Source organism: Spirosoma koreense (genome assembly GCF_054777875.1).
The window spans coordinates 273,263-286,149 of record NZ_BAAHAC010000002.1 but is presented as its reverse complement, the minus strand read 5'-3'; the positions used below and the strand labels follow the sequence as shown (position 1 = coordinate 286,149).

At 52.3% G+C, this 12,887-nt stretch carries 10 protein-coding genes; 7 read left to right on the top strand and 3 right to left on the bottom strand.

The genetic code is table 11. From position 1 onward, the window contains the following. Positions 1–11 precede the first annotated feature (11 nt). From ACYVC2_RS01865 to ACYVC2_RS01845, 5 genes are all read left to right on the top strand, one after another. Positions 12–572 (top strand): NADH-quinone oxidoreductase subunit J family protein, encoded by a 561-nt coding sequence (locus ACYVC2_RS01865; protein ID WP_461100575.1) that lies wholly within the window; start codon positions 12–14, stop codon positions 570–572. Continuing rightward, a complete protein-coding gene (gene nuoK / locus ACYVC2_RS01860; protein WP_461100574.1) occupies positions 556–867 on the top strand; it encodes an NADH-quinone oxidoreductase subunit NuoK in 312 nt (103 codons plus the stop codon). The genes ACYVC2_RS01865 and nuoK overlap by 17 nt, the downstream gene beginning before the upstream one ends. Before the next feature lie 47 nt (positions 868–914). After that, complete coding sequence (locus ACYVC2_RS01855) at positions 915–1,550, top strand: 2OG-Fe(II) oxygenase (RefSeq protein ID WP_461100573.1); 636 nt, start codon at positions 915–917, stop codon at positions 1,548–1,550. 61 nt (positions 1,551–1,611) lie between these two features. Continuing rightward, the gene (locus ACYVC2_RS01850) at positions 1,612–3,516 is read left to right on the top strand and encodes an NADH-quinone oxidoreductase subunit 5 family protein (protein WP_461100572.1); all 1,905 of its coding nucleotides are present in this window, start codon (positions 1,612–1,614) and stop codon (positions 3,514–3,516) included. Positions 3,517–3,549: 33 nt separating this feature from the next. Next, positions 3,550–5,229: a complex I subunit 4 family protein gene (locus ACYVC2_RS01845; protein WP_461100571.1), complete on the top strand. Its 1,680-nt coding sequence runs from the start codon at positions 3,550–3,552 to the stop codon at positions 5,227–5,229. A gap of 2 nt (positions 5,230–5,231) precedes the next feature. On the opposite strand, the gene gldG is transcribed toward ACYVC2_RS01845, so the two are convergent. From gldG to ACYVC2_RS01830, 3 genes are all read right to left on the bottom strand, one after another. Continuing rightward, complete coding sequence (gene gldG, locus ACYVC2_RS01840; protein WP_461100570.1) at positions 5,232–6,899, bottom strand: gliding motility-associated ABC transporter substrate-binding protein GldG; 1,668 nt, start codon at positions 6,897–6,899, stop codon at positions 5,232–5,234. A 70-nt stretch (positions 6,900–6,969) separates the two neighbouring features. Further along, positions 6,970–7,218 (bottom strand): hypothetical protein, encoded by a 249-nt coding sequence (locus tag ACYVC2_RS01835; RefSeq protein ID WP_461100569.1) that lies wholly within the window; start codon positions 7,216–7,218, stop codon positions 6,970–6,972. A 58-nt stretch (positions 7,219–7,276) separates the two neighbouring features. Further along, a complete protein-coding gene (locus tag ACYVC2_RS01830) occupies positions 7,277–10,711 on the bottom strand; it encodes a putative LPS assembly protein LptD (protein ID WP_461100568.1) in 3,435 nt (1,144 codons plus the stop codon). Between the two features lie 167 nt (positions 10,712–10,878). On the opposite strand from ACYVC2_RS01830, the gene ACYVC2_RS01825 reads away from it, so the two are divergent. Together ACYVC2_RS01825 and ACYVC2_RS01820 are read left to right on the top strand one after the other, a co-directional pair. Continuing rightward, complete coding sequence (locus ACYVC2_RS01825; RefSeq protein WP_461100567.1) at positions 10,879–11,709, top strand: N-acetylmuramoyl-L-alanine amidase family protein; 831 nt, start codon at positions 10,879–10,881, stop codon at positions 11,707–11,709. A gap of 152 nt (positions 11,710–11,861) precedes the next feature. After that, entirely contained in the window at positions 11,862–12,860 is a 999-nt protein-coding gene (locus ACYVC2_RS01820) for an MlaD family protein (protein WP_461100566.1), read from the top strand. The last annotated feature ends 27 nt before the right edge of the window (positions 12,861–12,887 follow it).

The window sequence follows — 12,887 nt, the reverse complement described above, 5'->3', positions numbered from 1 at the left end:
CTAATTCATTCGTGCTTCAACTTGCTTTTTATGCTTTTTCGGCCCTAACACTGATTGGGGCGCTGGCCGTGCTGCTTACCCGCAATGTTCTATATGCAGCCTTCTTTCTGCTACTGACACTGCTGGGTGTGGCGGGTTTGTTTGTGCTGGCCAGTGCCGATTTTCTGGCTGTTGCCCAGATTATGATCTACATTGGTGGAGTGCTGGTGCTGGTTATTTTCGGGGTTATGCTCACTCATAATGCCGAGCCGCCTACGAATACTGGTAGTCAGCAGCCGAATCGTGTTCCGTCATTGAATCGAACAGGCCCGCGGGCGGGCTGGCTGATAGCTCTGCTAGTAGCTGGGGGCTTTTTTGCTGCTCTGTTTTCGTTGCTGATCCGGGCCAATTATGCGTTGCTGGATCAACCGATCGGCTGGCAGAGTACTATAAAAACAATTGGGATGCAACTAATGACCGAGTACGTTGTGCCCTTCGAAATCGCGGGGATTCTCCTATTAGCCGCTTTGGTCGGATCGGCCTACCTAGCCGCTTCTTACCGTAAACCGTTCCAACATGCAGCCCGTCGATAGTCACTTGTTTTTAGTTGTCGGAGCGGCACTTTTCAGTATCGGGCTGGCGGTCGTCCTGTTAAAACGACACGTCATTGTGGTTCTGATGGGAATCGAATTGATGCTTAACGCCGTTAACCTGAATCTGGTTGCATTTAGTCAATACGATCCGGATCGATTGCAGGGGCAAATGCTGGCCTTATTTGTAATGGTAGTTGCAGCTGCCGAGTCTGCCATTGCCCTGGCCATTGTGCTACAGGTATACCGACATTTCCGAACAGCGCAGCTAGACGAATTGAATGACTTGAAACAGTAACGTAACGCGGACGGTTGGCCGCAGCCATGAAAACTCGCCGGTTTTATATGAGTAATGAAGTGAACGGATTATCGCTTGCCTCTCTGTTTGAGCCAATTATCGATGGAATACTGACGGACGGATATGGCGTAGCTGATCAGTTTCTGACCTCCGCCGAAGTAGAGGCACTCACCAGCCACCTGCGCAATCGTCGGCAAGCCGGTCAGTTTCGGTCGGCTGGTATAGGAAATCAGCAGGTAACGGTCGAGAATACCATACGGGGTGATGAAATTTTATGGCTGAATGCCGATACGGCAACGTCCGATGAAGCAGCTTTCCTGCACCGGATCGACGCTTTTGTCGACTACCTCAACGAAACTTGCTACCTCGGTTTGCGGGAACACGAGTTCCACTATGCCGTTTATCCTGTCGGCACCTTTTATAAGCGTCATCTGGATCAGTTTCGAAGCGATTCACGGCGGAAGCTTTCAGTAATCTACTACCTCAACGCCGGTTGGCAGGAGGCCGATGGTGGTCAGCTCGCCCTTTATTTGCCGTCGTCCGATGGGCAGTCGGAACAGCAGGTTACGATCCTGCCAATGGCTGGTCGGTTAGTGTGTTTTGAGAGCGGTCGGCTGGAACACGAAGTGCTGCCCGCTACCCGCGAACGACTCAGCATAACGGGCTGGCTAAAAAGGGGGTAAAAGCTGTTTGTTTCCGTACGGTAGAATCGGGATATTTGCGGCCAATTCAGATCGATTCTAAATGCCCATCCACGATCCCCCGGTCTTTTCCACGCTGCTCACCATCTTGCTGGGGTTACCGTTTGCCGGGTTTTTGGCCTCGGCGGCCAGCCACCGACGAAGGGCAGGTGCGCTGGCAATAGTCCTGACGGGCATAGGGCTGATCTTGTCCGTAATACTGGCCATGAACGTTCCCGATCGGCCGCTATTCCTGCGATCTGATTGGGTAAATCTGACAAACAGTTCGTTTGGCATTAGCTTTCAGTTCGACCGGCTCAGTGCCCTGATGCTCGTTCTGGTTCATTTTGTTGCGTTACTTGTTCAGGTATACTCGCTGTCTTACCTCCACGACGAACCGAAGCTAAGCCGCTATTTTGCTTACCTCCAGCTGTTTGTTGGGGCCATGCTGGGTATCGTTCTGGCGGGAAACCTCCTTCTACTCTACGCATTCTGGGAACTGGTAGGACTGGCGTCTTACCTGCTCATCGGTTTTTACGCCGATCGGCCTTCGGCCAATCAGGCGGCTCTGAAAGCCTTTCTGATGAATCGGGTAGGGGATATGGGCTTCCTGATCGGGATTTTCATGACCTATTATTACTTCGATACGCTCGAGTTCGACGCCTTGACGACGACCTCAGTCATTAGCCCGCCGATGCTTCTTGGGCTCTGCCTATTTATGGGCTGTGTCGGTAAGTCCGCTCAGTTTCCGTTACTGACCTGGCTTCCCGATGCTATGGAAGGTCCAACGCCCGTATCGGCGCTGCTGCATGCGGCCACGATGGTTGCCGCCGGTATTTTCCTGCTGGCCCGAATCCAGCCGTTGCTATCCCCCGATGCCCGGGTGGTGATTACGCTGGTGGGTACGATAACGACCCTTTGGGGCGGCTATTCGGCAGTTTTTCAGCAGGATATCAAAAAGGTGCTTGCTTTCTCTACCGTTTCCCAGCTAGGGCTGATGGTAGCGGGTATGGGAACTGGCTACGTGAGCGGAGCGATGTTTCATCTGTTGACGCATGCCTTCTTCAAAGCAGGCCTGTTCCTAAGCGCGGGCTCTGTCATTCATGCAGTTCATACGCAGGACATGCGTCAGATGGGCGGCCTGAGAAAATCGTTGCCTACCACCTTCTTGAGTTACACATTTTGCGCAGCCGCTTTGGCAGGCGTTCCACTTTTCTCTGGATTTTTGTCCAAGGAGGCTATTCTGGGCGGGGTGTTCTCCTGGGCTGCCGATCAGCATGATGGTTTCGCGTATCTTATTCCTGGGTTGCTGCTGCTATCGTCTGCGCTGACCGCTTTTTATATGGCCCGGCAATGGCGAATGGTTTTCTTTGGCGCGTACCAAAGCGAAATAATTCCGCTGGAGCAGGTGCATGAACCGGATTGGCTGATGCGCGGACCTGTTCTAATGCTGACTGTGTTGTCGGGCTGGTTCTGGTTTTCTCTAAATCCAGTCTCAGCGCATGAGAGCTGGTTCTTTTCACTACTGCCAGCCAACGAAGACAGTGGCTTTTGGTGGTTGATACCTTTATCGATCGGGCTGGTTCTTATCGGAGGGGGGATGGGCTTTCGAATGCCGGAACCGCATGGCGAACGCAGTTACGTTCGACTTTCGCAGGAATACGGATTTTTAGATACGTTCTATCGGCATCTGGTTATCAACCCGAGTCGTAAACTGGCGACTTTACTGAACCGTACCGATCAGCGGATAATTGATGGCGCCGTAAATGGTGCGGGCGTCTCGACGGTTGTACTGGCTTATCTGGCCAACGGCATCGATCGGTTCGGGGTCGACGGTGTCGTAAACGGAGCCGCCTGGCTCGTGGGGCGCCTGGGGCGGGTTGCCCGCTCGGTTCAGAACGGGCTGGTTCAGTCGTACATTACAGCCGCCGTGGTTGCGTTGCTGCTGATGCTTTGGTGGTTACTATAAGGTTTATGGCAGCCACAACTGTCGGAAACAACTATGATTCTTTCGTTACTTATTTTTCTGCCGTTGATGGGTTCACTCCTGGTGGCGCTGTTGCCAGAGAACCTCAGTGCGCAGTTTCGATGGATTGCCCTCGTCGTAACCATCCTTGAAGTGGGGCTGGCGGTATTGGCCTATGGCCACTTTGATAAAACCCTGGCCGATTACCAACTGCTCGAACAGGCGGACTGGATTACCCTGCCCTTAGGGAATTTGGGCATTGCGTCGATTCAATATTTGCTGGGCGTCGATGGAATCAGCTTACCCCTTGTAATCCTGTCGGCGGTGGTTATGCTGATCGGGGTTGTGTCGTCCTGGTCGGTCACTCATCGGCTCAAAGCCTATTATTCGCTTTATCTGCTGTTGACCGGTACGATCATGGGCTGCTTCGTAGCCCTCGATTTTTTCCTGTTTTTTTTATTTTTCGAGTTTATGCTCCTGCCGATGTATTTCCTGATCGGTCTCTGGGGTGGTCCGCGTAGGGAGTATGCGTCGATCAAGTTTTTTCTTTATACCTTACTGGGGTCGCTGCTGATTCTGCTCGTGATGATTGGCCTTTATCTGTCTGTCATGGACCCCGTTGGTACCGCCGTAGCGGCCGGGATACTGACCGACCCAGCGGTGGTCACGGGAGAGGTGATTCGGGGAATTCAAACTTACCTCCAGCATGGGCAACTAAATCCGGCGCAGGTCGTCCATACGTTCGATATGCGTTACCTGGCCGATGGTGCCAACTATTTGCCGAATGCTTTGCTGAATACCGCCACTAATCCTGTTGTCGTAGGTATACCCGTTCGAATGCTGGCGTTCTGGGCCGTATTTATCGGGTTTGCCATCAAACTACCGATCGTCCCTCTGCACACCTGGCTGCCCGATGCGCACGTAGAAGCGCCCACGCCGGTGTCTGTCGTACTGGCAGGGGTGCTGCTTAAAATCGGTGGTTATGGATTTCTGCGGATTGTCTGGAGCTTCTTTCCGGACGGCGTCACCGAATACGCCCCCACGCTTGGTTTTTTAGGCACGTTGTCGATTGTGTACGGGGGCTTGAATGCCCTGGCGCAAATGGACGTCAAGAAAATGATTGCGTATTCGTCGGTTTCACACATGGGCTTCGTGCTGCTGGGAATTTCATCGTTGACAGCCGAAGGGATCAACGGTGCGGTTTATCAGATGGTTAGCCATGGTATCTTATCGGCCATGCTCTTTCTGATAGCTGGCGTACTTTATGACCGCACGCACGATCGGCGAATCGACTCGTATCGGGGACTCATGCAACCGATGCCGCAGTATACCACCCTGACGGTCGTTGCCTTTTTCGCTTCGCTGGGCTTACCGGGCTTTTCGGGATTCGTCGGCGAATTGTTCACGCTGATGGGAAGCTTTCAGTCGCCGTGGTTACCGGGCTGGTTAACAGCCTTGGCCACAACGGGTATTCTACTGGCGGCTGCTTATTTCCTCTGGACACTCCAGCGAATGTTTTTCGGGCCCACCTGGATACGACCTTTTGAAGCGCAGGCCGGTACCTCGTCGGTGCTTGCGGACCTTACTGCTCGGGAAAAAATTCTGTTAATCCCGTTGGGGCTGATGACGTTGCTACTAGGGCTGTTTCCGAACCTGCTGTTCAACCTATCCAGTGCTACCGTTGCGCAGTGGTTGACGAAGTTTTCGACGCAGTAGCCTTACTGGCTGTATCGCCGACGTCTGGCCACTTGCCACACTCCACCAATCAAGCCGATCAGGGCCAGTGGTCCGAGCAGGTTGAGTAATTGCCAGGTAGTACGGCTGGCATCTACCCGAATTTTATCCAGCGGGCGTAGCGTAACAGATCGGGTGCGGGCGGCAATAACCCCATTTGGATCGATCAGAAAGTCGATGGCGTTGAGTGCAAAATCTTTATTGGCAAACGTGTTGCGCGTAAACCGGTCATAGCCAAGTGGATAAGGCATATTCCGTTTGTAGTCGACGTCGTTCACAATCAGATCACCATCTGAGCAGACCAATACGCTGGAAGCCGTTCCTTCACTTTTGAAGCCAGCCGCCCGCGGATCGCCGGGTAAAATCCGGTTAGCAAACATAGATTTAAACTTTCCTTCGAGGAGGCAACCGATGAGATGCACACCGCCATTATATGTTTGCGGATCGGGTTGTTGGCGAGCTTCATTATAAGAAATCAAAGCAGGCGCTTTCAGAATCTTCGTGTATGGCGAAGTAAGCAGCAAAGGGGTTTTACGAATACCGATTGCCTGTACCGTATCGAGTGTACTAACGAACCGGCCAAGTACCGCATCGAGGTTCCGGACGATAGGGTTACCCGAGGTTCCGAAATTATTCAATAAGGGATAGAACCGCCAGGGAAGTAACTGAATGTTAGGTTTATCGCCCAGGTTGCCTACGTTCAGCGGAATCGGCGCACAATAATAATCCTTGACTACATCACGATTGACGCGCACTCCCCAGCGAAAAAACAAATCATCCAGGTTCAGGCTGAGTGGCTGAGCATACGTCCCCTCGTTATTGACGCTGTCGACCCGCTGACCATCGACCAAAAATAATGCTCGTCCGCCATTGACTACGTATTGGTCGATTTTGAACAACTCGTCTTCCGAAAAAGGCCTGTCGGGTTTAGGCACCAGCATCAGGTCCAGTCCGGTGACAGGGCCTGGCTTGGTCATGTCGATAAAAAACAAATCATAGTTTTCCTGAACCGAAGCCAGCAAATCAGCAAAGCGGGAAGGCGGGACCTGCGTATGGCTGTAAAGCAACCCCACCCGACGGCGGTTTTCGGCGGTCTGAGTGAGTTTTCGAATAGCCGACGCCAGCTGAAACTCGACTCCCTCGTACGATTGATTCAACTGCTCCTCTTTCGATGCCGTTTTATTGCCTTTCAGCAACAAAACGGGGGTTTCCTTGCCTTTGTAGGAAACAATAGCACCCGGGAAAATCAGCTTTTCGGTCCGTTTACCGCCTTCGCTGGCAAACAGATTCGTGGGGAATAAGCCACGCTGCTGTAAGGTTTCAATCAGTTTATTTTTTTCGTCGACGCTGGTAATGGCGGCCGGATCGATGAACCGGTAAGTTACGGTTTTGCCAGCACGTGCCTGAAATTCATCCAAGGTTTCGCGAACCGCATTTTCGAGCCGTTTGAAAGCGGGTGGAAGGTCACCCGTCAGATAAACATCGACATGGAGGTCATCCGGCAGGTCAGCCAGCAGGACTTGAGTTGCGTTCGAGAGGGTATAGCGCTTTTCCTGGGTCAGATCGAGCCGGAAAAAAACGAACGCTGACAACAGGTTGACGGCTACCAGAGCCGCCAGAATAAAAAGCGTACGTGAAGAAACAAATTTCATACGTGACCTTAACGAACAACTCGGTCCAGTTGGTCTATAGCCGCCTTGCTGTAGACGCGCTTTACCAGTGTTAATTTAAGCGCTGTACCGGAATGGCCGTCAGATTGATAGCCTGCGCATCATCCTGAGCCGTTTGTGGTGTGTCCAGATTTTCGGGTTCGATACCGAGCTTTTTCAGGATGCGGTACTGCCGGGCTTCCAGGTAAACCAGCCGGGCAATTAACTGATTCATGCGGGCATCCTGTTCGTCTTGCCGGGCCAGTAGGTAGGCGGTTTTAAGTTCCAGCTCGTCAAGGCGTTGTTTATCACGTTCACTCATAGGAAGTTCCATTAAGTATCGTATTGGCAAGTTACTACTTTTTGAGTTGCCTGAATCCTTACCGCCCATAAAACCCACCGTTGTCGTAGAAGCTCCGACGTCGACTCAGCTTAAGTTCCTGCAAAATAGACGATCGGGCGCGCAAATCGAACGAGTAGTTACCCGCCCGAATGTTATTTCCGGAGTAGGGCGTCCAGTTGAAGGCCATTTCCCAGCAGTGTAAATCCCGGTTGATACCGATGGTGGTTAACGTTGGGCTCTGGTACTGGAAATCATAACCCGTACTGATGGTGATCTTCCATTTGGGGGTTAGACTCAGATCGCCCGTTAAAGTCAACGCCTGAACGACCTGCGAAAGCTCCGGCGTCAGCTTGGTCAGCCCAAAAGTATAGCTGACGTTCATCGACCAGGGGACGTTGAAGTCGACGTACAACTCTGGATTGTTGTTGATGGCCTTCATGGTCGCTTCGGAGGCATTCGGACTGACTTTCTTTTTGTCGGCCTGCTTAGGCGCGAAGCGCGCACTTAGGTAAGCCTGTAAATTGGTCATCCGAAGCAGCCCCTGACCGGCCTGAAATGCGTATAGATTGGGTACCCGAATGAACTGCTGGTTGACATACGGCTGATCGGCCCGCAATCCCTGAAGCGATGGCGAAAAGGCAAGCGGAGTTACGGTTGAGGACGTTTCCGAAAAATAGTACTGGGGTGTTCCGCCGTAAGCCCGGTAGGCGTATGGATCGAATGTAGACGAGAAATTGAAGCTGATGTTCTTGAAAATCTGCGTGTTGGCACTAACTGCGATCGGTGACAGCTTGTAATCGGGCGCCAGGAAATTGTAGCTGCCGGTAAGGCTCAGGTTGTCAAAAATCGGAATTTTCTTAAAATCCTGGCCCGCCGAATCGCTCCGGGTCCGAACCTTCATCTCCAACTGGTTGACAATCCCGAACGAAACGAAAGCAGACTGTGTGCTCGATGCGTTGCTGGTGTTTCCGTCAATACCCCGGAACACCGACAGCGTCCGACGATACAGGGGCAGATTGGCTAAGCTACCCCTGGCGTCCAGAATCTGGAACTGCCCGAAAGACGGATTCGTGAAATCGGGTACGTAACTGAACGAGATAGATGGAGCTACTGTGTGGCGTATGGCTTCGATGCGCTTACCCCGGATAAAATAGGTACCGTAGAAGCGCGTATTCATGCTGGCGTTAACCGAGAAATTATAGGAAGGGAAGAACCCCCGGGCAGTGTCGATACGAACTGCATCACTGCTTTCCACGTAGGTGTAATTCAGCTTCCTGGTAAAAATATTCCCCTGTAACGAAAATCCCGGAGTCAGGTTGATGTACCGTAGAAGCTTGATGTTGGGCAGCGAAATGGGGATGCTGTACCGAGCCTGTACGACGCGGTTTTTCAGGATCTGGGCGGCATTGGCAAAGTTGAAGGCAATCAGATTGGGGTCAGCCGTAACGATGCCCAGCCGGGCGTTGTTGGCCCGCGTGATGCTGTCCTGAATCCGCTCAAGACTGCTGATCGTTGTTAGGTTGGTGATCACCGGGAAACCAAGCCCGGTGGTGTCTACCTGACGGCGGATGGTGTTGTTGACGGAAAACGAACCGCTCACGTCTAACCCGACCCGGAAGCTCTCATACCAGCGGCCGGTGCCTCCTTTGAGCGCAAAGGGCGAAATCTGGTTGACCCCGAAGTTGAAATCGGACGATACATCTGTTTTGCCATTCTCACGAACGCCCGTTCGCTGGTTGACCTGACCAAACTGCTGATTTACCCGAAAATTGGCTCCCGCCCGAACATACTGGCCGAAAGTGCGGCTGTACTGTACGGAAGAACCGGCAACGTTCGAAATATACGACTGGGTGCTGTAAGAGTTGAACTGGTTATAACTGTTGCTGCTGACGTTGACGTTGGCCGAGAAGCTGCCCCGTCCGCGCGGTACGGGTGAGTGCGACCAGCTAATCTGGAAATCGTTACGGGGCGATTGAGTTGTATCGACGAGGTCGCCGGAGCGGTTGCGGTTAAACTGCAGATTAAAGCTTCCACTGTAGCGATAGCGCTTATTATAAGCCGAAGATAATCCGAGCCCCCAGCTACCCCGCGAATAAATCTGTCCTTTAAACTGCAATCCCAGATTCTCGCTCACGGCCCAATAGTAGCCCCCGTCGCGCAGGTAGAACCCGCGCCCGTTGGGCTCTTCGCCGTATTGTGGCACAATAATCCCCGAAACGCCGATTTCTTTTCGTTTCGGAAAAGGGAAAAACCCGAAGGGCAAACCAATCGGTAACGGTATCTGGTTGATCACCAGGTTAAACGGGCCCGCTACAACCTGCTTGTTATGAATGACTTTCAGCTTACTGGCGTTGATGTGGAAGTGTGGGGTCGCCAGATTACAGGTCGTATAGATCGCTTTGCCGATATACATATTGTCTTCGGCATCTTTCTTGACGGTCGTCCCCCGAATATTACCTTCGCCCTGTTGGGTAATCACACCCTGAATCCGTCCTTTTCTGGATTTGAAATTATACCGGATCTCTTTCGTATCGTACTTGCCTTCGCCATCCTGAAACACCGGCCGGCCAATCCATTTTTTGGCGGTCGAATCGTAGCGTCCTTTGGCATAAACCTCATTCGTTAGGTAATTCAGCCGGATATAATCGGCTTTCAGGGAAATATCGCCGTAAATAACGCTGGCTTCCCCAAATAGCTCGACCGTACGTCCGTCGGCTGCGTAGATCGTGGAGTCCCTCGCTTCGTATTTAACCGTCGTTTTGAACGCATCGGCATTCTGCGTCGAATCTGCTTTAGCCGAATCACGGGCGGCTATGCGTAATGAATCCGCACCGATCGTCGTTAAGGATTGAGGACGGACGAGGTTGGGCGAGACGATTCCGGGAGTTACCTCGATGGGCTTCGCTGGGGTAGACTGAATTCGCTTGGGCTGCAGCGGGGCAATGGCGTTGGTTTTTACCGAGTCGGTCCGGAGGGTATCCCGTTTGGGTTTGGCGGCTACGCGGGCGGGCGGCTGTGTTTTCGCTGAGTCGGGTCGGGCGGTTCCGGTGCGTCCTGGTGCCGCCACACGAGTCGGTTGTTTGGCGGGGGGCGTCTTCGTGGCCCTGGACGGCTCAGGACCTAATTTATTGGGTGCCGAATATTTCTGGTTCAACTCGCGTTCAAGTTCGCTTTCCTGCTGCGGAACACCTGCCGGACTTGTTTGTGAATTAGGTCTGGTAGCCGGAGTAGGCTTAGGCCGAACAGTATCCGTGGGGGCAGATGCACTGGCTGGCCTGGTCGTATCGGCCAGGCTCGTCTTAGCGGGGGAGTCGGGTACGCGCTGAGCAGGAACCGAAGCAGGTGGTAATCCTCCCTTAGGCGGCTGCTGGGGTGTATTGGTACTTTGCCCCAGCGCGCAGAACGTCCAGAGTAAGCAGACAAGACCGAACGTCGTCTTTATCCATGATGGTCGTATACGCGAGGGCCGCAAAATAAAGTGACGTTTCGTTAGGACTATTAAAAAAATTATATTTGCCCAAAGACCGTTAAGTCTATGGCTTACAAAGGTATTCACGAACGGTTATCTCTACTATCGCTTTGAAACGATTTCAGCTGTTAAAAATTATTAAACCCGTGACGCTTTCAGCTCCCGGAATAATGACAACTTTGGTACTGGCCACTATTCCTTTGCTGGCCTTGACGACCACCGGTGACTTCCTGCCTGATCCTCCGCAGGATACAGTTCGTACGGAAGCTTCTCCCGCTACGCTGACGGCTCCCAATCAGGTTCGTACCATCGTGCTCGACGCGGGCCACGGGGGGAAGGATCCGGGTACGCATGGGCGTTATGTCAAAGAGAAAGATATCAACCTGGACCTGATTTTACAACTGGGGCGGAAAATTAAGAAGAATCATCCGAACGTCCGGGTAATTTACACCCGTTCGTCCGATCATTTTGTGGACCTGTACGAACGCGGAGCCATTGCCAACCGCAACCGGGCCGATCTGTTCATTTCGATTCACTGCAATGCCAGCCCGTCGAGCAGCCGCGTGTACGGTACAGAAACGTATACGTTGGGGCTGCACAAAACCGAGCGGAATCTTGACGTGGCTCGCCGTGAAAACGCCGTTATTCTGCAGGAAAAAAATTACCAGCAGACCTACAAAGGTTTCGATCCGAACTCGCCCCTGGCAACGATTATGCTGGCCAATTATCAGCATGCGTTTATGGGCAGTAGCATTAATTTTGCCGAGAAAATCGAGAAAAGCTTCCGGCACAACGCCGACCGTAAAAGCAATGGCGTCAAACAGGCTGGTTTTATTGTACTCTGGAAAGCAACGATGCCTAGCGTGCTGATTGAAAGCGGCTATCTGACCAATCCGGCGGAAGAAAACTTTCTGCGGTCCGATGAAGGGCAGGAAGCTATTTCAGAGGCTATTTACAAAGCGTTTGCCCGCTATAAGCAGGAAATCGAAGGCGAACAATAGGTCTATCAGGACCGGTGCAGACTCGGTTAGGTAAGATTCCTTGCCAGTAAATTCACCACTTTTTGGGACAAACCGATCTTAAAGTTGGTTATACCTACAACCAAATCGGTTGGCAGGCCCTGATGGGCTATTCTGTTCACCTTCACACACGCATGAAAATGTCACAGGAAATAAAAGTAGGCTTACTCGCGGTGATTTCGCTGATGATGTTCTACTTTGGATTTCGGTTTCTAAAGGGTGCTGATTTCTTTTCTTCATCGAATAAATACCAGGTTATTTACGACAATATCGACGGATTGACTGCGTCGAACCCCGTCCGGATCAACGGGCTGTCGGTTGGCCGGGTTAGAAGTATCGAGATCCTACAGGATCAGAACAATAAACTTCTGGTAACCCTGGAGGTCAATAAAGATATTCGGGTGACCCAGGGTGCGAAGGCGTTTCTGGCCGACGATGGGCTGCTGGGTGGGAAAATGATTCAACTGAACATGAACCCCCGTAACCCCATTCTTGAAGACGGCGGTATGCTTGTTTCAGCCAAGGAGTCGGGCCTGTCAGCGCTGATCCGGGAAAAAACCCTGCCGGTGCTGAATAACGTCGATTCGCTGACCTATCAGCTCAACAAGGTCGTATCGCAGTTCGACCAGACGGGGGTGATCCTGAATAAAACCCTGAGCAGCGCCAATGGTGTTGTCGGTACGCTGGGCCTGACGGTTTCCGAAAACCGGGCGGCCTTACAGGCTACGCTGGCCAACGTGAACCGATTAGCTTCGTCACTGGTCGAAACGGAAAAACAGCTAAAACCCATTCTGGCCAAAGCCGATACCTTTGCCGATTCGCTTCAGGGGCTTCAGCTGAAACAAACCCTGGCGAGTGTCAATAAAACCGTCGATAACCTACAGACCATACTGGCCGGCATCAATAAAGGGCAGGGATCGCTGGGTAAGTTAACCTCCGATGAAGCCCTGTATAGCAACGTCAATAAAACGGCATCCAGCCTGGAAAAACTACTGACCGACCTGCGCGAAAATCCCAAACGGTATGTCCATTTCTCACTTTTCGGCCGGAAAGACAAAACCGCGTCGGCAACGCTGCCCGCCAGTACAACCATAACGACGGTGACACCAGCAGCTGATTCGACCCAGAAATAAGGTCGGTTCGAAGCGGTTATTTTTCGA